Source organism: Thiomicrospira sp. R3 (assembly GCF_029581415.1).
In the GTDB taxonomy this organism is placed as follows: domain Bacteria; phylum Pseudomonadota; class Gammaproteobacteria; order Thiomicrospirales; family Thiomicrospiraceae; genus Thiomicrospira.
On sequence record NZ_CP121121.1, the window covers coordinates 314,505 to 341,137 of the forward strand.

Here is a 26,633-nt window from a genome sequence, read left to right on the forward strand (position 1 = left end):
ATGAATGTTTTAATTGAACAAGCTCGCATTATTGACCCCAGCCAGCAGCTCGATAAAGTCAGCAACCTCTACATTTCTCGTGGTCACGTGATGGCGATTAGCGATCAAACTCCCGAAGGCTTTATCGCTGACCAAGTGATTAATGCAAAAGGCAAATGGCTGATACCAGGCCTGGTGGATATGCGTGCGCGTTTGGGCGAGCCGGGCAAGAAATTTGCTGGCAGTATTGCCTCAGAAACCAAAGCGGCGGTAGCCGGTGGCATCACCTCACTCTGCTGCCCGCCAGACACCGACCCAGTGGCTGACACCCAAGCGGTGGCTGAACTGATTCAACGCCGTGGCCGTCAAGCCGCCACAGCGTTTGTGTTGCCCACTGGCGCGCTAACAAAAGGCTTAGAAGGTAAATTATTGAGCAATATGCACTCGCTAAAACAAGGCGGCTGCGTTGCATTGAGCCAAGCCAACCAACCCGTTGAAAACCCTTTGGTGATGAAAAACGCGCTTGATTACGCCTCCTCACAGGATTTATTAGTCATCTTGCGCTGTGAAGATCAAGAACTTAAAAACAATGGCGTCGCGCATGCGGGCATGGTCAGCACCCGCTTGGGTTTGCCCAGCATCCCAACCTCCGCCGAAACCATTGCCCTCGCGCGTGATTTAATTTTGGTTGAAGAAAGCGGTGTCCGCGCGCATTTCTCACAACTATCCTGCGCCCGCTCGGTTGAAATGATTGCCCAAGCTAAGCAACGTGGCTTACCCGTTAGCTGTGATGTGGCGATTCACCAACTGCATTTAACTGAAATGGATGTGATGGACTTTGATCCTTACACGCATGTTAGTCCCCCTTTGCGCTCACAAGCGGACAGGGATGCGTTGCGGATGGGGGTTAAAACCGGGATTATTGATGCGATTGTTAGTGACCACACCCCGCTTGGGCGTGATGACAAAGCCCTGCCATTTGGTGAAAGCACGCCAGGTATCAGCGGCCTAGAAACCCTGCTGGCACTTACCTTGCGTTTGGTAGAAGACCAACTGCTTGACCTCAGCCAAGCGATTAAACTGGTCAGTCAACAGCCCGCCGACATTCTAGGCATCCATGCTGGCAGCTTGGCTGTGGGCTATAGCGCCGATTGTGTATTGATTGACCCTGAAAGCTACTGGACACTTGATCGCAAGCACATGCTATCAGGCGGCAAGAATACGCCCTTCAATGGCTGGGAATTTAATGCTCAAGTTCAAATGACGCTATTCCAAGGTCGTCCCGTTTACATGGCTAACCCAGTCTAGCGATGCAAGCACGTTTTATTGACTGCCAACAGCAAGCCGAGGATTACTGGCTGATTCAGCTCGAACTGTGCGAACCACTCACCGAGCCTTGGCCGATTGGCAGTCAATTTAGCAGCGACAACAACCAGGCCTGGCTAATGCAAACAGCGACCAGGAAAAATCTAAAATTTAGCTTATTAAGCCACCAGGCCTGGTTGTATCAACCCCAACAAATCCTTGATTTAAAGTTAATCAAACCAACAAATTCAGGCTATCCAGTTGAACCTAACTGGCAACAAAACCAGCTCTGGCTGGCTTCGGACTTGGCGATGGCAGCGGTATTTGATGCGGCAAAACGCTGGCAACTCGCACCAAAACCCAAGGGGCGCTTTATTGCTCTGCTGCATGCTAGCCATCACTTCCCTTTTCGCATAAAACCTGCGCGTTTTATGTTACAACTCGATGCGTCGGCCAGCTACAGCATTGGCGCAGTATCATTGCTTGAAGACTGGGGAATACCCAATAGGCTTGCTTGTTCGACGGAGCTTCCTGGCTGTTTTGATGGTTCAATACTTGAACTTCACCAGGCCTGGCTGGCTGTAAATAATCAACAAGATATGATTACTTATTTGCTTGAGGATTGAGAACTAAAGAATTAATCCATTGGCTTGCTATTTTACGCCATGCCAATGGATCCATATTGTTAGCCTTTTGAGATGATCGATGATTTTTTACGAATTCGATGCGCTAACTCTTCGAGCTCTTTTGCATATCCATATTCAGCTTGCGAATAGACTACACCTAGCGCCGCTTCAATCAATGTTTCAAGTTCAGAAAAATGCTCTTCTCCAACCGAATCCGTTTGCGCCTCATCTAACATAATCTTAAAACGTTCTACCACCTGCTTAGCGTGACCTTTTATTTTTACCGTCATGTTTAAACTTCTCCGTATTTATGTTCATTAATCATCATGAAAAATATCATCGCCGCTATTTAAGATCAAAGGGTCAGGCTGACCCACCACGTCCACATCCTTATCATCATAAGGTATAGTGTTTAATATATAGCGCATACACGCAAGCCGAGCACGATTTTTACAATTTGATTTAATAACCGTCCAAGGCGCTTCAGAGGTATTGGTGTAAAAAAACATATCCTCTTTGGCTTTGGTGTAATCCTCCCAACGGTCTAACGAGGCTAGATCCATCGGACTGAGTTTCCACTTTTTTAATGGATCGGTTTTTCGCGCATTAAAGCGGCGTAACTGCTCTTTACGACCCACAGAAAACCAAAACTTCATTAAACGAATATTATCCCCAACCAACAAGCGCTCAACTTCGGGCACTTGATGCATAAATTGAGTGTATTGCTGCGGGGTACAAAAGCCCATAACACGTTCCACACCTGCACGGTTATACCATGAACGGTCAAACAGTACCATTTCGCCTTGTGTGGGCATATACTGTAAATAACGCTGAAAATACCACTGGCCTTTTTCCTGTTCGTTAGGTTTTTCTAAAGCCACCACGCGCGCGCCACGCGGGTTGAGATGCTCCATAATCCGCTTAATCGTACTGCCTTTTCCGGCTGCGTCACGCCCTTCAAAAATCATAACTATGCGCTGTTCGGATTCTTTAACCCATTTCTGCATTTTTAACAACTCTATTTGAAGCTGACGTTTAATGGCCTCATACTCATCACGCGCCATTTTGTCGTCATAAGGATATACACTGTCGCTGGATTTTACTTGTTTCACATAGCCCTCCTTCTATAACTTTCAGCTAACAATAAGTTTTATACTAGACCCAAGTATTGATTTTTGCAAACTTTAAACTAAAGCTTGTTATTTCATATCAAGCTTTTAAAATCTGCCATAACTCAATTAAAAAAGGCTCTCAAACAAATGGATACGTTACAGAAAAACTACCAACAGGTTATACAACGGATTGCCAAGGCTGAACAGCGCTTTGGCAGACTAGAGCACTCTGTTTCGCTGCTTGCCGTTAGTAAAACCAAACCCATTGAAATGGTTAACGCGTTGGCTGCTATCGGCCAAACCGCGTTTGGAGAAAACTACCTGCAAGAAGCCTTAGAAAAAATTGAGCACCGACCTGATTTAGAGTGGCACTTTATCGGCCCCATTCAATCAAACAAAACCAAACCGATTGCACAACACTTTGATTGGGTTGAAAGTGTGGATCGCCTAAAAATAGCCCAGCGTCTCAGTGCTCAACGCCCAGCAGATAAACCAGCACTTAATATCCTACTCCAAGTAAATATTAGTCAAGAAGACACTAAATCCGGCTTTATGCCTGATGAAGTGCTCGATGTTGCTCGTCAAATAGCGTTATTACCAGGCCTGGCGATTCGTGGGCTCATGGCTATCCCTAAAATTGAAACTGAATTTGATAAACAACGCGGTGGTTTTTGTCGGATGAAAACCCTATTTAGCGAGTTACAAACCCAGCTGGGCTCAAATCAAGTGGATACCCTCTCTATCGGTATGTCTTCTGATCTAGAAGCCGCAATTGCCGAAGGCTCTACCCAAGTTAGAATTGGCACTGATTTGTTTGGCTCACGAGCCTAGAAGCCCTTGAACTCATCGCTAGAAAGCGCTACCAACGCCCAGTGATTTGGGCGCGGGCTTGAGTAGGCGAAACTTGGTGCATCGTCATCAAGGCCCAATCCGGAAACTGATTTGGCTGCTCAGTATTAAGCTCAAACTGATTCTCAAATTGATTAGGTGGAGATAAACGGCTGCTACCCGATAATTGCCAACTTTCTTCTTCAGCCTTTAGCTCTAATAAAACCGTCTGTTGCTGCATCATCGCCTCAATGATTAGCTGCTCAACTTCAGCACCCATCACGCTTAAGTCCGTTATCGCTACACGCCCCGCCACATCCTTAATCCATGGCGTATCAGGCATAAACTCAGGGTTAAACTCAATAATTACAAACAGATCACGAAGATGAAGCTGTCCCTTCAAGCCATTTAATACAAAATGCTGCTGTGCAAAAGGCGCGGCGAATCGTGCCATATCCAGCTGCCCCTGCGCAATAAATAGCTTCATTTGATCAGCAGCGACCACCAAATCTAGATCAAGCTGATCCTGATTGTGACGCAGTTGGAGGCTTATCGGCAAGGATTTTTTTAACCAAACCAACAAAACATCTGAGCTTTTTAATTGCCAGCTAAGCTGATTAAAACCCACACCTTTATAAGACACCGAAACCTGGCCTTGCCATAGCGTTCCCTTGGGTTGCGAAATATGCCAATCAGCGGGCAGATGATGATTAAATTTTTGCAGAACAAAACTTGCAGGGATCTGACTCGCAAAACCGACCACAAACACCAAAAATACAAATAAAAAACCAACCAACCATCGCGTTAATTTCATAAAGCCAACCTGTAGCTCAAGGTCACCTTGACTAGCCCTTGGCTTACTGGCTCAACCTGCAACCGCTCTGCAACTAAGTTCTGTTGTTCAAGCGAGGCCAGCCATTGAAAAAAACGCGGTGCATCAACCTGATTAAACACGACCTGAACACCATTGGCAGCGGGCCGAATCGATGCCATTTGATTCATCAAATTTTCGCTGCGTAAACTCTGCTGAATGTGCGCTAATAACTGTGATTGAGTTTGCACCTTGCCTTGTACCGGCAAAGATTGAGCTTGTTGAATCGCAGGGATCTGTTGATTAAGCCATTGCCATTGTTGTTCGGCAATCGCCAGGCGTTGCTGAGCCTGCTGTTGCTGAGTTTGCAATGGAAGCCATGCAAAACGGTAAACAACAAACACACTCAGCAGAACAGCTAAGGCCAGGATCAAAATACGTTCGCGGATGGCTAACGCCTGCCAGCGATCGATTAATGGCTGAAGGCTTTCAGTTTGCATTAACATGTAGCACCCCTTCAACCTGATTTGCGGTGAGGTTTTGTACCTGAAGTCTCGCGCTTAGCCCAGCGGGTAAGTTTGTATTAAGTTTTGACATAAACTGCTCTAACTGTTCGGTATTACTCGCGCTTAAAGACAAGCTTAAACGTTGATTTTGCCATTCCATTCGTCCCGCTTTAACTGACGTTTGCGAACCCATTGCCGACTCTAATAGGCTTAAAATCTGAACGGGGGAAACTTGAGCAGCCTGGGCTGAGCTTTGATTTAAAAACGATTGAGTCTGCACCTGAATATTAACAACTCGCTGAGTTTGTGGAAATAACTGTCTAAACAGGGTTTCGGTCTGCTGTTGATAAACCTGTGCTTGCTCCAACGTTTGCTGGGTTTGCCAATGGGTTTGCACACCCAGCAATATCAACCAAAGTGCGGCCAAGCCAGCTGGCCAACGCCAAGGCCGCCATTGACGGCTTGCCGATGAGAACGGGGCAAATTCGCCCTGGCATAAATTAAACCGCCTTAATGCCGAGATAGATTCAACCTCAACGCGCGAGGCCGGCTCTACCACTAAAGCGGGCATTTGAGCCTGAGCCGACTGAACAAAAGCAGCCCAATGCGACGCATCAATACTCAATCCACTATACCTCCCTGTTCGTACCAATCGACTATGGGGTTCTATCATTGAATCCATCGCAACCCAACAGGCCAAAGAATCCGCCCCATGCTCTTGATTCGTATAGTCCAATGAAAAACATTCAGGCACTAACCAGGCCTGCTTTAAATCCGATTCAGCTAAAGCAGATAACCAGGCCTGCATTCGCTGCTTAGCGACGACCGCAACCGTTACCATCCCTTGCTTGTCACGATTTAATACCACAAGATGCAAGGCTTCAAGCGGTTGCGCTAATTGTTCTTCAATAGCATAGGGCATCGCCTCCAACCATTGATGACGCGATTTTCCGGGCACAAATACCCGCAAAACACTCACCCAACGACTCGGTACCCAGACGATTTTCAGCCCTGCTTGATTAGCCAAATCAGGTTCAGCGATATGTAACTGGTCGTCTAAATCAAAATAACTATTCATCTGCTAACGCAACCCATCGTTGTAGCAGATTAACCTGCTGCTGTTGTCGATAATATAAAGCACGTGCATTCAGGCGCGCTATCCCATATTCAACCACACCATTGAGCTGAAAAAACTCTGTTTGTACACTAATCATCCAATCCGGTAACGCCTGTGTGACATCCTCCAACTCCCGGCCCGTGTTTTGAACCAAAAACTGACGAAAAGCTGAAATATCCTGAGCTGGTTCTGTTTGGCGCAATTCCTGCCAAACCTCTATGAGTGTAGAGTCCATAAACTCGGCCAAACCTTGCAACACCTCTGGCTCCGCCGTATTGACGTTAATCGGCGTTGTTTTAGGTAGCGCACTGATCCAAGGTGCCATCATTTCAAATTGCTGTGTATCCATGCCAACTAATAATCGGGCTTCTTCTGGCAAAACCATCCTACGATTAGCAGCACGATAAGGCGGTGTTTTTAATAAATAGCTATCACTCTCTGCCCCTCCTGCTATTGGATTATTATCCGCATCCAACCAATCTATTAAAGGCGCAACCCAATCCATGGCTAGATTTTGTTGACCCAATATACGCTCCAATACTTCACGCCACTGTGCTTGCTTTTGCTCATCGGCTTCAATGAGGTTATTTAGATTAAAGCGAGCCTGCATATCAACTAATTGACCACTAATGTCACCGCCTTCAAAACTCATCGGAAACATAGGTTGCGCCCAAACCTCGCCCAGATGATCGACTTGGTTTTGGCTCGCATCAAACGCCAAACCTTTTTTCACCCATGCATCCACCCCCGCAGCCACTGTAATCGCTTGGCTCTGATTGAGCATATAGGCACTGCGCTGAATATCCAAACGTTGCTGATATTGAATACCACTGGCAATGACCGCTACCAGTGCAACGACAATCAGCACGGTTAATAACGCAAACCCCCTTTGCCTAAGGCCTGTCATTAAGAATCATCCCATCAACGCCAGGCAATAATCGACGAACACGACCTTGACCTTCAAGCGTAAGTTCAATTTCAACTAAACGTGGCAAGTCCTCTAAGGGCCGGTTGGGCTGTGGCCAAAAGTCAAACCAAAACTGATTGTTATCTAACAGCCTAACCGTCATGGCGTCCACCTGGTTCAACAGAATCTGTCGACGCGGCTGAGAATCGGGAGCACGATCAAGTACTGACCAACTTAATCGCACCAATTGATTATCCTCCAATAAATAACGAACCCGCACCAAGCCGGCGGATGAATAGGGGGTTGGATAAAGCGCAATGCGTGTCCATTCAAATTGCCCCGGTTGGAGTTGCATCGCAGGTAATGATGAACCCAACTCATCTAAAATAGGTCGCGCTGCCATTTGCATCACATCCTGTTCTAACCACCATATTGCCCGTTGTAACTGGGTAAGTTCAGATTGCTGCTGGTTATGTGACTCACTCACACGCACCGCACTATCAATACTTTGATAAGCAAGTAACGCAATCACCGCCGACACAGCAATGGCCACCAGTAACTCAATCAGCGTAAAACCCGCCTGCGCCGAACCTGCCTTCACTGAACCATAAGGTGTCATTCGCCCACCACAGTGACCAAACGCGCTGAACTATGCGCACTGTCTTTAAGCTTAACATCCAAGCTGGCACGCATCATTCCGGGTATCGCTGTAGTATCAAGCTCTAAATGAGTCTGCCAAACAATACCTAGCATTTCAACTTCGGTTTGATTTTCAACTTCATCACCCAGACTAAACTGTAATTCGATTAAACGGTTCTGCGCGACCCAGTTGCCATAAGTACGCTCAGCTAAACTAGTTTGCTGCTGTGTCATGACCCCCAAGGTTTGGCTCAATGCCGCAAGGGCAACCGCCACAATCAACACCGCAACCATAACCTCGATTAAGGTAAAACCCGATTGCCTTAATGTCAAATCAGTTTTCAAACACAAAATTCAACCCCTCATCCCAGCGTAATACCTGCTCGGTGGCTGAGCCAGAGTTACTCATCCGAATTTCACCTTCACTTACTAAGCCACTTGGCCAGCATAACCAACCCATTTCCGGCAGTTGCCATAACTCGGTGAGTTGTTCATTGACTGTCCAAGCCTTGGGTTGTTCTGCAGTCCAGCTCACCTTGTTGATCTTAGCGGGTTGCCATTCACCTTGTTGGCGATAATAGGCCTCCAACCCTTGTTCAGAAACACTAACTAGGTAAACGCGTTGGTTAAAGGCCGCTTGGTCACAGGCCATTTGGAGCATAGATTGTGTTTGTGTCCATATCTGACGTTGTTGCTGATTATCACGCCCACCTAAAGAAATTACCCCTGCGGCTAAAAGCACAGCGACAATCACCACCACAACCATCAGCTCAATTAAGGTAAATCCGTTTTGCTTAGAAACTACCAAGACTTACATTGTCCAATTACCAATCGTAGCATCGGCACCTTCTCCGCCTTGCACCCCATTCGCACCATAGCTAAAAATATCAAATTCGCCATGCTGTCCCGGGCTTAAATACAAATAATCACGCCCCCAAGGATCTTTTGGCAAACGCTCCATATAGGGTTTCCAATTACGTGGCACAGGTTCACTGGTCGGTTTAGTCACCAATGCCTCTAAACCCTGATCGGTGGTTGGGTAACGAAAATTATCCAGCCGATACAACTGCAAAGCCGACGACAGCGCACTAATGTCCTGCTTCGCTTTGACCTCACGCGCTTCATCGGGCCGGTCCATTAACATAGGTACAGCAATCGCCGCTAAAATCGCCAAGATGACCACCACGACCATCAACTCAATCAAGGTAAAACCTGCTTGTCTAGGCTTGTTTTTTAAGTTTACTATCATCATACACTCGCTCTGTTTAAATAATAATTTGAATACTCAACCCAACATTTGGTTCATTTCGAAAATAGGTAACATAATTGCCAGCACAATCGTCAACACCACCCCCCCCATAATAATAATCAACAAGGGCTCAAGTAAGCTTACCAACGTGGCCGAACTGGTTTCAACGTGATACTCATAATGACTCGCGCCCTTAAGTAACATGGCATCAAGCTGCCCTGAGTTTTCACCGGTTTGTACCAGGTTTAACAGGAGTGCGGGGAAAATACGTGTATTTTGCATAGCTTGGCTCAAGGCTAAGCCTTTTCGCACATCTTCTTCTAGGGCTAATATGTTTTGTCTGAGTGGCAAATGCGTCATAACTTGTGAGGAAATATGTAAAGCCGATTTTAACGGGACACCACTCGCCACTAAGACGCCAAGGGTACGTGACCACTTAGCCACCGCACCGTAAATCAAAAACTTACCCAATACAGGTGTGTGCAATAGTAAAGCATGCCAGCGGTAACGCCATTTATCATTGCGCATAAGTAACTTAAACAAGACTAAAAACCCAACCAGGCCTGCTAACATCGCCAAAGCATGCGCCTGTACAAATTCACTCGTGGATAATAACCCCTGAGTTAAAGGCGGCAGCGTTTGGCTCATGTTATCAAATACGCTCACCACTTTAGGCACCACGTAAACCATTAAAAAAAACACAATAACAATGGCAACCACCACCATCAAAACCGGATAAATCAGCGCACTTTGTACTTTTTTTCGCAAACGTTCTTGCTGCTCAATCGTATCCGCTAACCGAGATAACACCGCCTCAAGATGCCCTGATTCCTCGCCCGCATGAATCGTTGCCCTATAATCCTCTCCCACCGCGTAAGGCGATTGACTTAAGGCTTGCGCTAACGAATAGCCCTGCGACACCTTGCTATGCAAACTGGCTAAAAATCGCTGCATCAAGCGTGTTTCCGCTTGACTTGCTACGCCTTTTAACGCCTGAGTTAAGGGCATACCTGCCTCAAGCAAGGTCGAAATTTGGCGCGTAGCTAATGACAAGTCGGCAATCGATATACTGCGTTTTAACCACACACCCTCGGTCTTTGACTGGGCTTTATTAACGGCCTTATCCACCGCTTTAAGCTGCAAAGGCGTTAAACCCTTATCACGCAAAGCCTGGCGAACTTGACGTTCAGAGTCACCTTCAAGTAAGCCTTTTTGGGTTTTACCTTGCTGGGTTAGCGCCTTATATTCAAAAACAGCCATATTAACCCATCACCCCTGAGTCACACGTAACACTTCTTCTAAACTGGTTTCACCCGCCAAAACCCGCGCAAAACTGGTTTTTTGTAACGACGGAGAGTGCTGACGTACATAACGTTCAATATCCAATTCTGACCCCCCGCCATGAATCATCTGCTGTACCTGTTCATCAATTAAGACTAACTCATAAACCCCAAGGCGTCCTTGATAACCTGTGTAATTACACACATCACAGCCTTGCGCACGGTAAATATCTGTCTGCTCAACCCCTAAACATTCACACTCAGCCTGATCGGCAGCATGCGGCTGTTTGCAAGCTGGGCACAATCGACGCACCAGCCGTTGAGCTAAGACCCCGGTTATACTTGAAGCCAGTAAAAAAGGCTCGATGCCCATATCACGCAAACGTGTGATCGCACCCACCGCTGTATTGGTATGCAAGGTGGATAACACCAAGTGCCCGGTTAAGGACGACTGCACCGCAATGTCAGCGGTTTCTAAATCTCGAATTTCACCAATCATCACCACATCCGGGTCTTGGCGTAAAATCGCGCGCAACCCTTTGGCAAACGTCATGTTTGCTTTAGCATTGACCTGAGTTTGACTAATGCCATCGATATTGTATTCCACCGGATCTTCAATCGTCATGATATTGCGCTGATGGTCGTTTAACCTTGAAAGCCCAGCATAAAGCGTAGTGGTTTTACCAGAACCCGTCGGGCCAGTCACTAGAAAAATACCATGGGGCCGAGCAAGTAATTTCTCAATATTTTTCAATACAGCGCCCGGCATACCCAAATCCGCTAAGTCCAACAAGCCTGCACTTTTATCGAGCAAACGCATTACAACCCGCTCTCCATAATTAGATGGAATAGTCGATACACGTAAGTCGACCGCGCGCCCACCCAGTTTAAGTGCAATACGCCCATCTTGGGGTAAACGCTTCTCCGCAATATCGAGTTTAGCCATCACCTTTATTCGCGACACCAACATCCCCGCCAGGCCTGGTTTAGGCGTCAGCATCGTTTTTAACTGTCCATCAATACGAAAACGCACCCGTAACTGAGTTTCAAACGGTTCAATATGAATATCTGAAGCATTCGCACGAATCGCTTGTGAAAACACCGCATTAAGCAACTTAATAATGGGGGCGTCATCTTGACTGTCAAGCAGGTCTTGCGTCTCATTGACCTCAGCCATGACCGCAGACAAATCATCCGTCTCAAAATCATCCATACCTTCCATTGAAGTCTGCGCGCCCTCGGCATACAAACGTTGCAAATGGCGTTCAAACTCGGTTTCAGACAAGATAGATAATTCAAAAGGATCGTTAATTAAACGCTGTGCTTCTTGTATGGCCTCAGGCTGAGTTTGCTCGGTAATTAACATGCGCAGACCCGTCGCCGTCGCGTCAAACAAAACATTATTTTTACGTGCAAACAGAAACGGTAACTGCATGATTAAAACCCAAGCATTTCAAGCGATTGATCACGGCGACGCTCAGCCGCTGTACGTTGTTTTTTAGCTTGATCCGTCTCCACTTCTTCGACACGTTGCACATCGCGTCCTTTATTAACTGAGGTCGCATCGCCAGCTTCAAGCTGTTCAAGCGTTGGCATCTGTGGGCGCAAGCCCTCTAACAACAGATGATTGTCCTGCTCAAGAAAACGATCTTGTTGTGTTTGAATATGGCGATACTTTTTGCGACTATAATAATTCCCCATTTCCAGGTCACGCACAATCACTGGACGCAAGAAAATCATCAGATTAACCTTTTCGCGCTGACTGCTTTGATGACGAAACAAGCCACCAATCCCGGGAATACTTCCGAGACCAGGTATCTGTGCACTCGTATCGGTTTCACGCTCACTTAACAAGCCGCCCAAGACAATGGTATCGCCATCACCGACAATAACGCTGGTTTTGAGTTGACGTTTCGATGTTTGCAGCAAATCGGCTACATTTCCGGGAATCACATCAGATATCTCATTTTCAATTTCAAGATAAACTTCATTACCCTGGTTGATTTGAGGCCGTACCTTTAACTTCAAACCCACACTTTTACGCTCAACCGTTGTAAATGGATTAGCATTACCGGTGGTGGTATAACTTCCGGTACGAAACGGGACTTCACGGCCCACAATAATCTCCGCCTCTTCATTATCCAAAGTGAGCAAAGTGGGCGTGGAAAGAATATTCGCACCGCTATCGCTGCGCAAGGCGTTAATCAATGCACCCCAACCACTGCGTGTTGAACCACTGCCGACGACAGCCGTTGCGCCTCGACCCACGACTCCCTCAGGCAGCGCCGCCACATTACCGGTTGCCCCCGCTGTCAATGCACCCGGCAAATTACCACTTAAATTAAACAAACCCGCGCCACTCGACCCTATCGCGGCCCAGTCAACACCCAACTGCGCCGCACGCTCCTCAGTGAGCTCAACAATAATCGCCTCAATTAATACCTGCGCACGACGGATATCTAATTGATTAATCACCGATCGCAAGGCCACCACGACTTCAGGTGGCGCACTCAAAACAATCGCATTCATCCGCTCATCAGCCTGAATAGAAATCCGATCCTGCATGCTTTGTGTCGTTCGCATACGTGGCGCACGCGACTCACCTGAGCCTTCAGTAGAACCTGCTTGAGCTTGACTACTCTCGATTAACGATTGATTGGTAGCCAATTGTTGCAACAACGGCACCAAATCTTTTGCTTTGGCATACTGTAAATAAACCACCTGTACACGCCCATCCTGAGCAACCGGTACATCTAACTCCGCAATCAATGCACGCATCGATAAACGTGATGAGGTATCGCCCGTTAAAATAATTCGGTTTGAACGTTCATCAAAATTAATTCTAGCACCAATCGGTGACTGCGCAGAACCGGTACCAAGAACCGACTTTAGTGTCCTTACCAATTCTTCTGCCGGCGCATGCTGGGGACGAATCACTTCAAATTCGGCATGGTTGTTAATATCAACTTGTTTAAGAATCGCCTTAATACGCGCTAAACCATCTACGGTATCCGTAACAATTAAACGATTACTTTCTGCCATCGCCACTAAGTGACCTTCGCGTGCAACCAAAGGTCGTAAAATTGCCACCAGCTTACTGGCTTCGACGTTTTCAACCTCAACGACCTCCGTCACCCAAGCCTCACCCCGGTCTTGTGCACGAATATAAGGCAGCTGATCACGCGCCAAATTAGCTGGGATAATTTTCGTCACTTCACCACTGGGTACCGCTACAAAACCATGGACATTCAAAATTGCTAACAAAGTCTGATACAACGCATCACCCGACATGGGTTCAGGCGCTATTAGCGTCACCTTACCCCTTACACGCGGATCAATAATAAAGTTCTGCCCCGTTATTTTAGCCACCGCCTCGATCACACTACTGATTTCGACATCTCTAAAGTTCTGCTGAATTTCGTTCTGCTGAATTCCAGCCGCCTGAACCCGAAAAAATGCCATAGATACCACCAGGCCTGCTAGTGCGATCACTCGCCATAAATGGGTTTTTAACACCTTATTACTCTCCAAAATTACTGACTTAAATCCACATCAATGGTTTCATTCAACCCATCGCGATTGACCACTAAACTAAAACGGCTTTCTTGCAAAAACTGGTTCCACACGGCTGGATTTTGCGCCATATCCGCTACGGTTAATCCATTAATCGATACCACTAAATCGCCCTCACGAAAGCCTAAACCACTGAAAATTTCTGGGTGATTGCGTGGACCAATCCGAATCCCCAACCACTCATCCCGCTCCCGCAAAGGCTCAAAACGAACATACTGACCGATGCGCATTGGATTTTGTCTGATTTCTTGACTCACCGTTTGTAATTGCTGCGCCTGTTCTGGCGCCAACTGAGATGGTGGACGCGTGAGCGCACCGGCCGAATCAGCTTTAGAGGGATGGTTAACCTCCGACCCTTGAACTAATAGACCTGCTGTTTGATCATCCATCTCTAAACGTTCACGCACCCCTCTATTTTGCAAAATAGCATAGTTTGTACCGATTTCAGCCAAACTAACCTGGGCCTGCAAATTCTCACCGACAGACAAAACCTTGGTTTCGCGCCCAACCTGAATAATCGCAACGCCATAGGGTTCGGCCTGGATAACACCCAATAAAACCGCATTTAATCGTGTTCGCCGAGCGGCTGACTCAACTGCTTCAACCGCTGGCTTTTCTAACTTCGCTGCGGAAATAAGTTCAGGCACGCCCCATAGATTAATACGAGGTGAGCTCGTTTGAGCAGTGTTTTCTGGCGTTAATAAACTAGGAAGACCTGGGGGCTCTATACTTTTTAAGCCTTGGGCTAACCAGCCACCTAACTGCCAACTCATTAAAAGCAATAGAGTCAGCATCAATAGCTCAGCTAATCTGGATGAGCGATAAATAAAAGAGAGACGCATTTTCACAATTAAATAAACTTTAAAAAATAAATAGAGCTTGAATCATACCAAATTATGATTAACAATTAATGAATTAGTTAACCTTTGAACTCAAGTCAGCTTTGAGCAATAAATTATGAGTGATTAAAAACCGCGACTCATCAAAAATAATTAAAAGCACACGCTTTCAAAGCTTTAATGACTATGGTTTAATTGTGGAAGCTAAATTATAAATTCAACCCGGAGTTACAAACCATGTTTAAAAAGAAACTTCTAATTGGTGCACTTGGTCTTGGTCTTGCAACGGGCGCCAATGCGTCGACATTCCATCAAGCTGGTTCAACGCTGGGTTATGGTGCAGCGGGCAATACGCATACTTTATTTAATAACTTCCAAAACCCAGCCGCACTAGGTGGAGATACCACTAAACGTTTGCGGGGTCTGGGCATTAGTGTAGGTATTGATATTCAATATACCAATATGTCTGGTATTGATGACAGGACTGACGAACTGCAAAAAAAATTAGATAACGTTTCAGCTGATATTTTAAGTGGCGTTTACAGTAGCCAAGCTGCTGCAGAAGCTGCACTAGCAGAAGCACTCGATAACTATTTCACCTCATTTGACGCCCTTAATATGAATGTACAAGGGGGCGCATCAATTCCTCTAACAGTGCAAACAACTAATTGGGGCGGATATTTAGTTGGCATATCCAGAACCACAGGCGCCAATGTTGGCATGATTCAAACCAATAATTCAACAGTATCATTTGACAACGACGCACAAAAAGCTACAGCGACAACCAATACCAATTTAACCATTAGTGGTTACGAGCTCACTGAGTTTACACTGGGGTATGGTTTAAACTTGGATCGTTTTGTTAGCCTTAATCAAGGTACATTAAATGCAGGCGCTCGGTTAAAAATGATGCGTGCCGGATTTAACCATTTTGCTTACAATCTTGATGATATTTTTAACGATATTGACAAAGACTTTGGTGACGAATTGTCTGATGAAATTGAAAACACCATGACCTTTAACAATACTGATTCTGCTATAGGTATTGATCTTGGTATTCAATACGCGGCAAATAATTACCTACTTGGCCTAACCCTCGAAAATATTAACTCGCCAAGCTTCAACTATACCTTTATCAACTTAGCCGCTGAAGCACTTATCGCAAGCGGTCACTTGGCTAACAGCATTACACTTGACCCTAAAGCACGTGTCGATTTCGCTTATTTCACCGAAAATCGTCGCTGGACAATCGCTGGCTTTGCAGACCTAAATAAAACGACGGCACTAAGCGGACTAGAAACCCAACAAGCCGGCATATCTGCATCATTTGCCTCTAACATTTGGTACGCACCTGATCTACGTATTGGCTATACCAATGAAGCAGCTGGCAATAAACTTTCCCGTGTTCACGCTGGCTTAACCGTTGGCCCAGTGAGTCTTGATCTTGCAGCCAACTCATTAGACTTTGATGAATTTGAAGACAACTCAATTGCAGCCAACCTAAGTTTAGAGTTTAAATTTTAAGCTAAACTTAAAGCACAATCCCAATATTTTTGGGATTGTGCTTTAAGATACAAGACAGCGTTCTTTACGCAATCAATAGATCAAATAACCCACTTCAATTACCCCTCATTAAAATTTTGTGCTGCCATTAATTATTTCGACGTGCAGTCTTTTTACCTTCCCCTTAAAATGCCTGTCATTATTAAAACAATTAGTCTCGTTATGTTTTTAAAAATCCGTTCCGCCTGGCCCATTATATTAACCCTGCTTGGATCGTTAAGTTTGGTTTGGTTTATTAAAGACCCCCTTCTAATCAGCCTGTTACTGGCAGGCATGGCTTTAGGCGCGACCTTAAACTATTTTATGTTTGGCTTTAGCAGCAGTTGGCGACGCTGTCTAGTCGAAGGCCAAACTGCAGATGTACGCGCACAAATCATTATGCTAGCGAGCGCACTTATTCTGTTTACCCCTTTATTTTGGCTAGGGTCTTGGGGCAACCTGACTTTCCAAGGCATTATTCGTCCCGCTGGATTTTCTGTCATGTTGGGCGCATTTTTATTTGGCATAGGCATGCAGTTTGCCGCCAACTGCTCTTCAGGGACGCTAAATCGTGTGGGGCAACTCCAACCCCTGTCATTTATTAGTTTTATTATGCTTTTTGTTGGCGGTGCATTGGGGGCTTACTTTTATACTAGCTGGGGAACATGGTGGGCGCTGCCGCCGTTTTCTATTACGCTCCACTGGGCACTACCAGGCCTGGTCGCTTCACTTAGTGTTTTAGCGATGCTCTACTTCGGGCTTTTGCATTTTGAAAAAAAAACCAACCGACATATTGCTGCACTAGGGACAATCGCTAAACCTTCTGGTTTTTTAATCGCTGCATTATTATTAGTTTTATTTAGCGGTGTTATTCTTTTTTTATCCGGTCAACCCTGGTCGGTAGCCACCGTATTTACCCTGTGGAGCTTTAAATTTTCTGATCAATTTTCGTTAGGTTTAAACTGGGAGTTTTGGGAGATTGCTCAACTCTATCAAGCGCGGATGGAACGGCCTTTACTGGCTGATCCGATTAGTCTAACCACACTTGGGGTTATACTCGGCTCATTATGGGTGACCTTATTAGCAAACAAACCCATTCACAAACAGGCTATATCCATTAGTCAAACCAGCTATTATGCCCTAGGCGGCTTGCTTATGGGGTTTGGAGCGACGCTTTCCTATGGCTGCAATATTGGTGCTTTTTTTAGTGGTATTGCCTCTGGAAGCCTTCACGGCTGGCTATGGATAATATTTGCACTATTAGGTAACCTGGTTGCGATTGCATGGCTCAGGCCTACCCCCATAGATAAGCCAGCCCAAGACAATCATTTATAATGGGGTTAAAATATAAAATAGCCCGACAGATTTAAACCTTAGGATACATCCAAACTCAATGAGTGACTCAATGAACAACACAATAAACACCCATGTGCCCCAGGTTTCACCCACACCTGGCTCAGAGATTAACAGCTCAGGCATGCTCTCTATTATTCAAACCAAAGGGACACTTGACTGGGCCTACCCAAGCTTAATTTTGGCCAGCACAGCCCGAACACTGGATCGCGAGGCACATATTTTTTTTAGTTACTACGGTATTCGTTGCTTATTAAAAGATACAACAAGCCTGAGAGTGTCCCCTGTCGGCAATCCAGCGATGCCCATTCACCTGCCCATCGGCTCTAATAGGCTTCAAAAAATAGACTGGCGGCAATACACCCCCGACCTATTATGGAGCCTGCCCGGCATGACTCGTTTAACCACCTGGGGGTTTAAAAAGCAACTCGCTAAAGAAGGACAACTTCCGTTTAACGAAATGCGCCAACTTTGCTTAGAGCTCGGTGTAAAAATGACCGCCTGCCAAATGAGCTTAAACCTGCTGGGCTTTAAAACCAATGATTTAATTGACGGTATAGACTTCGCAGGTGCCGCCACCTACCTCGCAGAATCCCCCAAGAATCAAAGCTTATTTATTTGATTTGATTTATAATACTTGCTCATTTTTTAGCTTAGGGGCATGCTAAATGAAAAAACGGGTTTTTGATGTCATTATTATTGGCGGTGGCATTTCAGGCTGTGCCTTGACCTATGTGCTTGCGAAGTACAGCAAGGTTAAGTCTATCGTGTTATTGGAAAAGTACGGCTCACTTGCGCCACTTAACTCCAATGCACGCAGTAACAGTCAAACGTTGCATTGCGGTGATATTGAGACCAACTATTCGCTGGCCAAAGCGGAGCAAGTTAAACGCCAAGCAAATATGATTGTGCATTATGCCAACCAGTTTGAAAAAAATGACTTTCTCTATAAATACCCAAAGATGATTCTTGCAGTCGGTGAGGAAGAGTGTGAAAAACTCGAAAAACGCCACCATGAATTTGCGCAAACCTTTCCCTATATGGAATTGTGGGATGCGCAAAAAATTGCCCAAATCGAACCCAGTGTTGCACTGGTTAATGGTCAACCTCGACCCGAAAAAATTCTTGCCTCGGGTTGTACCGATGAGTTTTCTACCGTTAACTACGGCAAACTTTCCCGCTCGTTTGTTGCTCAAGCACGAAAACATCAAGCTGAAATCTCAATTAACTTAGGGACTCAGGCGAAAAAAATTCAGAAGTTTGATGATCATTATGAAATCACCACCGCCCAAGGCACCTTTATGTCAAATTTTGTCGTGGTGTCAGCCGGGGGTCATAGCCTTTTACTCGCCAACCAACTTGGTCACGGTTTAAACATGTCAATTTTGCCCATGGCCGGCAGCTTTTACTATGTACCCAACCTACTGAAAGGTAAGGTGTATACCATCCAAAATGACAAACTTCCGTTCGCCGCGCTTCATGGTGACCCTGATCTTTTAGAACCCAGCAAAACGCGCTTAGGGCCTACCGCTTTAGTGCTGCCTAAACTTGAACGCTATACCGGGGACACCTATTGGGAGTTCTGGAAAAGTTTGAAGCTCGATTACAAAGTCATGAAGGTATTTTGGGATCTAATGAAAGACAGTGATATAAGAAACTATATCTTCAGAAACGTTGCATTTGAAATACCTGGCATACGCAAAAAACTGTTTTTAAAGGACGCACAAAAAATCATTCCTGGTTTAAAAATTGACGACTTGGAGTTTGCCAAGGGTGTGGGTGGTTTACGCCCTCAAGTCATTGATAAACAAACCATGCAACTTAAGCTTGGCGAAGCGAGTATTGTGCCTTCTGGCGAAAACTTAATATTTAACATGACCCCATCACCTGGGGCAACAACCTGTTTGTACAATGCCTATCGTGATGCGCGTATTGTTTGCGAACGCTTAGGTATAGAATTTAAACGCGACGAACTGGTTAACGACCTGCTTGAAGAGCATGACCTATTCCAAGACGAATCTTAAACCGATTCAGGTTACGCTGGTTTTTGGGCTGCTTGGCAGTGGAAAAACCAGCCTCATTCAACACCTGCTTTCGCAAAAACTGGTTACTGAACGTTGGGCGCTGTTAATCAATGATTTTGGTGTACTTGGTATTGATGCTAGCACACTAAAACAAAACGATACGCCCTTGCTTGAAGTGCAAGGCGGTTGTATTTGCTGCAGCGCCCAACGCCCCTTAGCCCAAACCCTTCAAACCATCAGCCAAGACCCGAGTATTGAGCGTTTAATAATCGAACCAAGTGGTCTCGCCCATCCTGCTCAGATTATAGATACCCTCAAAAAAACCATCACACCACGCCCACTTGAATTAACATCAAGCATTTGCCTGCTGGATACCCAACGGTTTAGCCCTGAGATTTACAAAAAATCTGCGTTATTGCGCGACTTTATTCAGTTGGCTGACCTGCTGGTACTGACCCGTAGCGACCAAATTTCAACTGATCTACTCAATAGCACGCACCAATTTTTACAATCCAGCGTGCTTGGTAGTCCACACATTCATATTGCGCCGTTTGGGCAGATAGACCTTAACGAGCTTACACTCAAAGCAAGCCGACCGCCGTTTTTGTTTTTACAGGCTACTGGACTAAGCCAACAACCAGGCCTGGTTGAAGACTTTAAAAGCAACCTGCCCAAAATCATTAAAAGCCAGGTTATGCGCGGCTCAACCCAGGCGGTAAGCTGGATCTGGCATTCTGACTTATTATTTCAACGCCCGCAACTCAAGGTGTTTTTTGCTAAACCCCCCGCGGGTCTGATTCGCGCCAAGGGATTACTAAGAACCGGCAATGAATGGCAGCTCATTAACTGGGTTAATGGCGGGCTTGCGTTTCATGACCAGGCCTGGCGGCAAGATAGTCGGCTTGAATTGTTGTTTGACCAGCCAGTTAACCTCTCGTCATTAGAGCAGCAGTTAACTCCCATTATTCACTATTAATCATGACAAAATTAAAGCAAATTGATGTTCTGGTGGTTAAAGCTTGATATGATGGTCTACCCATTATTTTTTAATTACCTAAAGACAAAACAAACTTTTAGGCTACAGAAGGAAATTGCATGACTAAGCACATGCCCGATATCGCGTGCCAGCCACACCAAGGCCCTCAAGCCACCCTGAACTGGGTAGGTATGAGTGGTATTGAACTCCCGGTTTTGATCCAATCTAACCACGAAACCATTCGGTTATCGTCCCACACCCAAGCCTATGTCAATTTAATAAACCCAACAAGCAAAGGCATTCATATGTCGCGCCTGTATTTATTACTTGATCAAATGGCCACACAACAAACACTCACGACAGAACGTGTTCATGAAATTTTGAATCGGTTTATCGAATCACACCAGGATTTAAGTGACCATGCTTTTGTTGAATTTAGGTTTGACTATTACGAGCGTCGCAAATCACTGAAAAGTGACAACGCGGGCTGGAAACACTACCCAGCCACATTACGGGGCGAGCTAAAACAAGGCCAATTTAAATGTGAGGTTACGCTTGAAGTACCCTACTCCTCGACCTGTCCCTGCTCCGCTGCTTTGTCGCGTCAATTAATTCAAGATGCGTTTGAGGCAAAATTTAACAAAGACCAAACACTTGATTATGAGCAGGTTATGCAATGGTTAGGTACCCCTGAGGGGATTTGTGCAACACCGCATAGCCAACGCTCCTATGCCCAAGTAAAGCTGCATTTAAAAGAAGGCGCTGCGCTGGATTTTTTAGACTGGATAAACCTGATTGAAGACACGCTACAAACACCGGTCCAAGCGGCGGTTAAACGTGAAGATGAGCAGGAGTTTGCTCGACTCAATGCCAGCAACCTAATGTTCTGTGAAGACGCGGCTCGACGACTTCAAGCCGCGTTTGTTAATCAACCCACCGTATTGGATTTCTGGCTAAGAGTAAACCACCTAGAAAGCCTCCACCCACACGATGCAGTGGCTGTCGCGACCAAGGGGGTTCAAAATGGTTACATTGACGATCCTAATTTAATGGGACTGATCAACTAACTTGATACGCATACAAAAAAGCCACCGCAAGGGTGGCTTTTTTGTATGCAACCTACTGTAATTTAAGCTAAGCCGTGGCATTCACGTTTTGACCTAAATGACTTGGCAAATGCTTCGCTGGAACAGGCGCAATCCCCTCCAACAACATCAATGCCGCCTCTGATTGCACATCCATCGCTTTCTTCAGCATCCCCACCTGTAGCTCACCTTTGTCATAGACCTCTTTTTGCGCAAGCGCCGCAGAGACTGCGCCGGCAGCGGTGACACCATCAGAAATAGCCATGTTAACTCTCCTTTTTCTCGCTGCTTTTATTATTAGCATCCACCTCAGTAGGCACAGATGTTTTTTTGTTATCAGATTGGTCATCGCAGCGATGCCCTAACCAACCACAACCACACTCTGGCACAGGATCTACGCCCCCATCATTTGCTGGGTGACACTTACCTATCCGTTTAATCGCCAACCATGAACCATACAACACACCGTGCACCTTCAACGCTTCGATAGTGTAATGCGAACAGGTTGGATAAAACCGACATCTTGGCCCCAATATTGGACTAATAAACAATTGATAAAACCTTACTAAGCCAATAAATAACCATTTTATCGGGTTAAGTTTTTTCAGCGCTGACCAAATCTTCATTCACATCTTCTTGGGTTTTTATGTCCGTCTGCTTATCCGCAAACGCCTGAGCTAATTCTTGATGGAATTTTTGCACCCGCTCAAACCAGCCCTCGCGGGTATCCTGCTCAGAAAAACGCTGAGACAGCACAGCGGACATCATTTGATCAAACATAATCTGCGCATTGGCGAACTGTTCATCCAGTTTTTCAATCGCGGATTGCCAAGCTTGGAGATAAGGCGGCAAATCACTCATTTCAACGCCGTATTTTTCCGCACTCTCATCTTGGTTTTGCACATCTCGATACTGGGCCAACGCACCTTGCTGATAAGACACCGCACGGGTTTCAGAACGACTCAAGTCTAAATTGATTGATTTAAGCTGACCAAAATCAACCTTTAACTCAACCGCCTGTTGAAATGCCTTTTCAATATCACCATTAAAAAAGTTTTTCGCCAGCTCATCAACCTGTTCAAACACCTCATAAATCGCACGCAGTTCGTCTTCGTTTAAATCCCCTTCAACCGAAAATGCAAACCTTTCTTCAAACGCAGTCATCTCAAGCATTTCTCGGCTTTCAAACTGGCGCACACCTTTTGGCCCTTGCTCACTCATTTGCTGACGACTAAACTCCTGATACTGAGCATACAGCTGGCGAAAATCAACCGTTACCTTATCACCTTCACGGGTTTCAATTTGTAAACTCATGGTTTCTGAGTACTGATAGGCTGCCTGGAAACGCTGAGCACCTGCGGTGGATAACGTCGCTGGGTTAGCCATGGGTGACTTGTTATTTGCCTTAGCGGAATGGGCTAATTGATCAGCCTGTTGCTTAGCTTTAAGCAGACCGGTTAAATCTTGACGATCGTTTTTATCATTTTGCTTATCTGCTGAACCTAACCATTTTGGCAGGTTCTGTAAGGGCGTAATTTGTGACATAACGCGCTCCCTCTTCTCTGGTCAACCTTGTGTTGGTCAAGTATTATTTTGTTGTATCTGGTTTAACGACCTGTTGAATAAATTCTTTAGCACAACAAAATTTCAACATATTTGCTAAACCTTAGTAAAACTCTTTGTAAGATTTGGCATAATACAAAAATTAATGTTTAAAGGGTAAAAAAGATGCAAGCAAAAATTTGTTTTATTGGCGCTGGAAATATGAGCCGTAGCCTAATAGGAGGCTTAATTCAAAGCGGGTACCCAGCAAACCAAATCTGGGCCGCCGATCCAAGCCCACAGGCACTAGAAAGCTTAAAGCAAAGCTTTTCTATAAAAGGATTTAATGACAACCTTGAAGCCATTGACTCTGCTGATATTATTGTATTGGCGGTCAAACCACAACAACTCAAGCCCCTTTGCCAAAGTATTGCAGCAAAAGTTCAACAAACCAAGCCGTTAATTATTTCGGTGGCGGCTGGCGTTCAAACCGCATCGATCAATAGCTGGTTAGGCTCAAATCAGTCAATTGTTCGCACCATGCCCAACACACCAGCATTAATACAAACGGGAGCAACGGGACTGTTTGCCAGCAATAACATTACCCCTCTACAAAAAGACGAAGCTGAAAATATTTTACGCGCGGCGGGTTTAACCATTTGGGTCACTGATGAAGCCCAGCTCGATATCGTTACCGCTCTTTCTGGTAGCGGACCTGCCTATTTCTTTCTCTTTATGGAAGCGATGCAGTCGGCCGGAGAAAAGCTCGGACTCGATCGAAAAACGGCTGAACTTCTAACCATGCAAACCGCTTTTGGTGCCGCCAAGATGGCGCTAGAAAGTGATGACGATTGCGCCACATTACGTAGAAAAGTTACCTCGCCGAATGGAACCACCGAACGGGCGATTCAAAGTTTTGAACAAAACCAATTGACACTCACTGTTGAAAAAGCCATGCAAGCGGCACATCAACGCGCACAACAACTTGCAAAAGAACTAGGAGAATAGAATGGGCAATCCTGTCGATCAAGCGGGTTTATTTTTACTGCAATTTCTAGCAGGCCTGGTTATATTTGTATTGGTTTTACGATTTTTAATTCGGGCTACCCACACAGATTGGCGCAACCAAATCGTGATGTTTATTGCTAAGGTCACCAACCCACTTTGCAAACCTTTTGCCATGGTTTTGCCTTCTAAAGGTCGTTGGGATTGGTCTGCATTAGCGGCCGCATTTAGCGTCCAAGTGGTGTTTGTAATCTTGATTGGTTGGCTAACTAATAGGGATTTTGGTATTACATTGATTCTTTTAAGCGCCCTTACGGAAGTGCTTAACGTTTTACTCGACATGATGTTTTGGTTAATCATTATTCAGGTAATCTTAAGTTGGCTTGTTCAAAGTCACAATCCTAACTTAGATATATTCCGTCAACTGACTGCGCCTATTTTAGCCCCGTTTCAGCGTTTAATTCCGCCTTTAAGCGGTTTTGATTTATCACCGATTATTGCGATTTTAGTGATTAAACTTAGTCAAATACTTGTCGTTGGCTCCCTTGCGCAGTTTGCGCAAACAATGGTGTAGAATATAAAAACTATGACAGAATCTATCGAAATTGTAACCCCGAAACAATTTAACGTTGACCAACCCTTAACCCTGATTAGCGGTGCAGTATTGCCAAAATTTGAGCTTATGTACGAAACCTATGGCGAACTTAATGCCCAGCGTTCAAATGCCATTTTGATCTGCCATGCCCTCAGTGGTGATCATCATGTAGCAGGCTATCACGAGGGCCAGGACAAACCCGGCTGGTGGAACGACTATATCGGCCCTGGTAAACCTATAGATACCAACCAACTTTTTGTGGTTTGCTCTAACAACCTTGGCAGCTGTCGTGGCTCGACAGGCCCGACAAGCCTGAACCCAGAAACAGGAATGGTTTATGGTTCGGACTTCCCAATTGTGACCTGTCGTGACTGGGTGAACAGTCAGAACTTACTCCGCCAACATCTAGGTATTGAACAATGGGCTGCGATTGTTGGCGGCTCAATGGGAGGCATGCAAGTCATGCAGTGGGCTATAGACTACCCCAACAGTCTGCGTCATGCGGTGGTGATTGCCGCAGCACCTAAGCTGAGCGCACAAAACATTGCGTTTAATGAAGTGGCTCGGCGTGCAATTATGACTGACCCAGCGTTCCATGGTGGACGCTTTATTGATGCCGGTACAACGCCTAAGGGCGGTTTAGCCTTAGCACGCATGCTAGGGCATTTAACCTATCTTTCGGATGACATGATGGGCGCTAAGTTTGGGCGCGAACTTCGTACGGAGAGTTTGAAGTACAGTTTTGATGTTGAGTTTCAGGTTGAAAGCTATTTACGCTACCAAGGTGAAAAGTTCGCTACTAAACAGAACTTTGATGCCAATACCTATTTACTCATGACAAAAGCCTTGGATTATTTTGATCCTGCTTCTGAGTTTGATAACAGTCTAAGCCAAGCCTTTAGTCAAACTCAAGCCAAGTTTTTGGTTGTATCCTTTACATCTGACTGGCGCTTCTCACCCGCTCGTTCACATGAAATCGTACGTGCTTTGCTGGATAATGACTTAGATGTCAGTTATGCCGAAGTCGAATCCGAGCATGGCCATGATGCTTTTTTATTGCCCAACACTCATTACGAAGGTATTTTCCGCGCCTATATGCAGCGCGTGATTGCGGAGGCGGATGCATGAGCCTTATCACCCCTGAATTTAAACTAATTGCCGACTGGATTGACCCCGGTAGTCATGTATTGGACCTAGGTTGCGGTGATGGTACCCTGCTTAACTTCCTAAAAGAAACCCGTGATACACGGGGTTACGGGATGGAAATTGATCCACAGAAAAACATTCAGGCTATGATCAATGGTATCAATGTTATCCAAAGTAACCTTGACAGTCAGGATTTAATCAATTATTTTGATCCAAATAGCTTTGATTATGTGATTATGACTCAAGCGCTGCAAGTAGTTCGTCGTCCTGATATTCTGCTTGAGCACATGCTGACCATTGGCAAACAGATTATTATTACTTTTCCAAATTTTGGACACTGGAAAATGCGGGCACAACTGCTGTTCAAAGGCAGAATGCCGGAAACCGATACCTTGCCTTATCATTGGTATGACACCCCCAATATCCATCTTTGCACCTTTAATGACTTTGAAGACTTGTGTGAAGAAAAAAATATTAAGGTTGTGTCTAGAACAGTGGTAAACAACCAGCATCAAAGTAACTTAGGCATCCGCCTAATGCCCAACCTAATGGGTGAGGTTGCGCTCTACAAAGTGCAAAGGAAATAACAAAGAC

Annotated in this window: 30 protein-coding genes; 13 read left to right on the plus strand and 17 right to left on the minus strand. The window is 45.5% G+C overall.

Annotation, left to right across the window (positions count from 1 at the left end; translation table 11 throughout):
• Both P8S55_RS01605 and P8S55_RS01610 read left to right on the plus strand, forming a co-directional pair.
• Positions 1–1,287 carry a dihydroorotase gene (locus P8S55_RS01605; RefSeq protein ID WP_289224550.1) on the plus strand — a complete coding sequence of 429 codons (1,287 nt, stop codon included), beginning with the start codon at positions 1–3 and terminating at the stop codon, positions 1,285–1,287.
• A gap of 2 nt (positions 1,288–1,289) precedes the next feature.
• Entirely contained in the window at positions 1,290–1,910 is a 621-nt protein-coding gene (locus P8S55_RS01610; RefSeq protein WP_289224551.1) for a hypothetical protein, read from the plus strand.
• A 59-nt stretch (positions 1,911–1,969) separates the two neighbouring features.
• Here P8S55_RS01610 and P8S55_RS01615 read toward each other — a convergent pair whose 3' ends face one another.
• Together P8S55_RS01615 and ppk2 are read right to left on the minus strand one after the other, a co-directional pair.
• Entirely contained in the window at positions 1,970–2,200 is a 231-nt protein-coding gene (locus P8S55_RS01615) for a hypothetical protein (RefSeq protein WP_289224552.1), read from the minus strand.
• A 27-nt stretch (positions 2,201–2,227) separates the two neighbouring features.
• Positions 2,228–2,974 carry a polyphosphate kinase 2 gene (gene ppk2 / locus P8S55_RS01620; protein WP_289225289.1) on the minus strand — a complete coding sequence of 249 codons (747 nt, stop codon included), beginning with the start codon at positions 2,972–2,974 and terminating at the stop codon, positions 2,228–2,230.
• A 195-nt stretch (positions 2,975–3,169) separates the two neighbouring features.
• Between ppk2 and P8S55_RS01625 the strand changes: the two genes are divergently transcribed.
• A complete protein-coding gene (locus tag P8S55_RS01625; RefSeq protein WP_289224553.1) occupies positions 3,170–3,853 on the plus strand; it encodes a YggS family pyridoxal phosphate-dependent enzyme in 684 nt (227 codons plus the stop codon).
• A gap of 28 nt (positions 3,854–3,881) precedes the next feature.
• Here P8S55_RS01625 and gspN read toward each other — a convergent pair whose 3' ends face one another.
• Genes gspN through gspC form a run of 12 tightly spaced genes read right to left on the minus strand, consistent with a single transcriptional unit; the run spans position 3,882 to position 14,774 of the window.
• The gene (gspN, locus tag P8S55_RS01630; RefSeq protein WP_289224554.1) at positions 3,882–4,664 is read right to left on the minus strand and encodes a type II secretion system protein N; all 783 of its coding nucleotides are present in this window, start codon (positions 4,662–4,664) and stop codon (positions 3,882–3,884) included.
• Complete coding sequence (locus P8S55_RS01635; protein WP_289224555.1) at positions 4,661–5,167, minus strand: type II secretion system protein M; 507 nt, start codon at positions 5,165–5,167, stop codon at positions 4,661–4,663. The genes gspN and P8S55_RS01635 overlap by 4 nt, the downstream gene beginning before the upstream one ends.
• Positions 5,151–6,245, minus strand: coding sequence for a type II secretion system protein GspL (gspL, locus tag P8S55_RS01640; RefSeq protein ID WP_289224556.1), 1,095 nt, complete (start codon positions 6,243–6,245; stop codon positions 5,151–5,153). The genes P8S55_RS01635 and gspL overlap by 17 nt, the downstream gene beginning before the upstream one ends.
• On the minus strand, positions 6,238–7,191 hold the full coding sequence (gene gspK, locus P8S55_RS01645; RefSeq protein ID WP_289224557.1) for a type II secretion system minor pseudopilin GspK: 954 nt from the start codon (positions 7,189–7,191) through the stop codon (positions 6,238–6,240). The genes gspL and gspK overlap by 8 nt, the downstream gene beginning before the upstream one ends.
• On the minus strand, positions 7,178–7,810 hold the full coding sequence (gene gspJ, locus P8S55_RS01650; protein ID WP_289224558.1) for a type II secretion system minor pseudopilin GspJ: 633 nt from the start codon (positions 7,808–7,810) through the stop codon (positions 7,178–7,180). Before gspJ ends, gspK begins: the two co-directional genes overlap by 14 nt.
• The gene (gspI, locus tag P8S55_RS01655) at positions 7,807–8,181 is read right to left on the minus strand and encodes a type II secretion system minor pseudopilin GspI (protein ID WP_289224559.1); all 375 of its coding nucleotides are present in this window, start codon (positions 8,179–8,181) and stop codon (positions 7,807–7,809) included. The genes gspJ and gspI overlap by 4 nt, the downstream gene beginning before the upstream one ends.
• Positions 8,165–8,638 (minus strand): prepilin-type N-terminal cleavage/methylation domain-containing protein, encoded by a 474-nt coding sequence (locus P8S55_RS01660; protein WP_289224560.1) that lies wholly within the window; start codon positions 8,636–8,638, stop codon positions 8,165–8,167. The genes gspI and P8S55_RS01660 overlap by 17 nt, the downstream gene beginning before the upstream one ends.
• Before the next feature lie 3 nt (positions 8,639–8,641).
• Positions 8,642–9,082, minus strand: a complete 441-nt coding sequence (gspG, locus tag P8S55_RS01665; RefSeq protein ID WP_289224561.1) for a type II secretion system major pseudopilin GspG — start codon at positions 9,080–9,082, stop codon at positions 8,642–8,644.
• Positions 9,083–9,115: 33 nt separating this feature from the next.
• The gene (gene gspF, locus P8S55_RS01670; RefSeq protein WP_289224562.1) at positions 9,116–10,339 is read right to left on the minus strand and encodes a type II secretion system inner membrane protein GspF; all 1,224 of its coding nucleotides are present in this window, start codon (positions 10,337–10,339) and stop codon (positions 9,116–9,118) included.
• Between the two features lie 9 nt (positions 10,340–10,348).
• The gene (gspE, locus tag P8S55_RS01675; RefSeq protein ID WP_289224563.1) at positions 10,349–11,794 is read right to left on the minus strand and encodes a type II secretion system ATPase GspE; all 1,446 of its coding nucleotides are present in this window, start codon (positions 11,792–11,794) and stop codon (positions 10,349–10,351) included.
• 2 nt (positions 11,795–11,796) lie between these two features.
• Complete coding sequence (gene gspD / locus P8S55_RS01680; RefSeq protein WP_289224564.1) at positions 11,797–13,875, minus strand: type II secretion system secretin GspD; 2,079 nt, start codon at positions 13,873–13,875, stop codon at positions 11,797–11,799.
• A gap of 17 nt (positions 13,876–13,892) precedes the next feature.
• Positions 13,893–14,774 (minus strand): type II secretion system protein GspC, encoded by an 882-nt coding sequence (gene gspC, locus P8S55_RS01685; RefSeq protein ID WP_289225290.1) that lies wholly within the window; start codon positions 14,772–14,774, stop codon positions 13,893–13,895.
• A 234-nt stretch (positions 14,775–15,008) separates the two neighbouring features.
• Between gspC and traF the strand changes: the two genes are divergently transcribed.
• The 6 genes from traF (at position 15,009) to folE2 (ending at position 21,733) form a co-directional block, all read left to right on the plus strand.
• Positions 15,009–16,295 (plus strand): conjugal transfer protein TraF, encoded by a 1,287-nt coding sequence (traF, locus tag P8S55_RS01690; protein ID WP_289224565.1) that lies wholly within the window; start codon positions 15,009–15,011, stop codon positions 16,293–16,295.
• A 261-nt stretch (positions 16,296–16,556) separates the two neighbouring features.
• Positions 16,557–17,648 (plus strand): YeeE/YedE family protein, encoded by a 1,092-nt coding sequence (locus tag P8S55_RS01695; RefSeq protein ID WP_289224566.1) that lies wholly within the window; start codon positions 16,557–16,559, stop codon positions 17,646–17,648.
• Positions 17,649–17,718: 70 nt separating this feature from the next.
• The gene (locus P8S55_RS01700) at positions 17,719–18,288 is read left to right on the plus strand and encodes a DsrE/DsrF/DrsH-like family protein (RefSeq protein WP_353957016.1); all 570 of its coding nucleotides are present in this window, start codon (positions 17,719–17,721) and stop codon (positions 18,286–18,288) included.
• A gap of 46 nt (positions 18,289–18,334) precedes the next feature.
• A complete protein-coding gene (locus P8S55_RS01705; RefSeq protein ID WP_289224567.1) occupies positions 18,335–19,690 on the plus strand; it encodes an FAD-dependent oxidoreductase in 1,356 nt (451 codons plus the stop codon).
• On the plus strand, positions 19,665–20,666 hold the full coding sequence (locus tag P8S55_RS01710; RefSeq protein ID WP_289224568.1) for a CobW family GTP-binding protein: 1,002 nt from the start codon (positions 19,665–19,667) through the stop codon (positions 20,664–20,666). Before P8S55_RS01705 ends, P8S55_RS01710 begins: the two co-directional genes overlap by 26 nt.
• 119 nt (positions 20,667–20,785) lie before the next feature.
• Positions 20,786–21,733 (plus strand): GTP cyclohydrolase FolE2, encoded by a 948-nt coding sequence (folE2, locus tag P8S55_RS01715; protein ID WP_289224569.1) that lies wholly within the window; start codon positions 20,786–20,788, stop codon positions 21,731–21,733.
• Positions 21,734–21,800: 67 nt separating this feature from the next.
• Here folE2 and P8S55_RS01720 read toward each other — a convergent pair whose 3' ends face one another.
• Genes P8S55_RS01720 through P8S55_RS01730 form a run of 3 tightly spaced genes read right to left on the minus strand, consistent with a single transcriptional unit; the run spans position 21,801 to position 23,296 of the window.
• A complete protein-coding gene (locus P8S55_RS01720; protein ID WP_289224570.1) occupies positions 21,801–22,016 on the minus strand; it encodes a YjfB family protein in 216 nt (71 codons plus the stop codon).
• A gap of 1 nt (position 22,017) precedes the next feature.
• On the minus strand, positions 22,018–22,377 hold the full coding sequence (yidD, locus tag P8S55_RS01725; RefSeq protein ID WP_289224571.1) for a membrane protein insertion efficiency factor YidD: 360 nt from the start codon (positions 22,375–22,377) through the stop codon (positions 22,018–22,020).
• On the minus strand, positions 22,346–23,296 hold the full coding sequence (locus P8S55_RS01730) for a hypothetical protein (protein ID WP_289224572.1): 951 nt from the start codon (positions 23,294–23,296) through the stop codon (positions 22,346–22,348). Before P8S55_RS01730 ends, yidD begins: the two co-directional genes overlap by 32 nt.
• Positions 23,297–23,479: 183 nt before the next feature.
• On the opposite strand from P8S55_RS01730, the gene proC reads away from it, so the two are divergent.
• The 4 genes from proC to metW are packed head-to-tail and all read left to right on the plus strand — an operon-like array spanning position 23,480 to position 26,626.
• The gene (gene proC, locus P8S55_RS01735) at positions 23,480–24,301 is read left to right on the plus strand and encodes a pyrroline-5-carboxylate reductase (RefSeq protein WP_289224573.1); all 822 of its coding nucleotides are present in this window, start codon (positions 23,480–23,482) and stop codon (positions 24,299–24,301) included.
• A gap of 1 nt (position 24,302) precedes the next feature.
• On the plus strand, positions 24,303–24,872 hold the full coding sequence (locus tag P8S55_RS01740) for a YggT family protein (RefSeq protein ID WP_289224574.1): 570 nt from the start codon (positions 24,303–24,305) through the stop codon (positions 24,870–24,872).
• A gap of 12 nt (positions 24,873–24,884) precedes the next feature.
• Positions 24,885–26,021 (plus strand): homoserine O-succinyltransferase MetX, encoded by a 1,137-nt coding sequence (gene metX, locus P8S55_RS01745; RefSeq protein WP_289224575.1) that lies wholly within the window; start codon positions 24,885–24,887, stop codon positions 26,019–26,021.
• Positions 26,018–26,626, plus strand: coding sequence for a methionine biosynthesis protein MetW (gene metW, locus P8S55_RS01750; RefSeq protein WP_503010384.1), 609 nt, complete (start codon positions 26,018–26,020; stop codon positions 26,624–26,626). Before metX ends, metW begins: the two co-directional genes overlap by 4 nt.
• Positions 26,627–26,633: the final 7 nt, after the last annotated feature.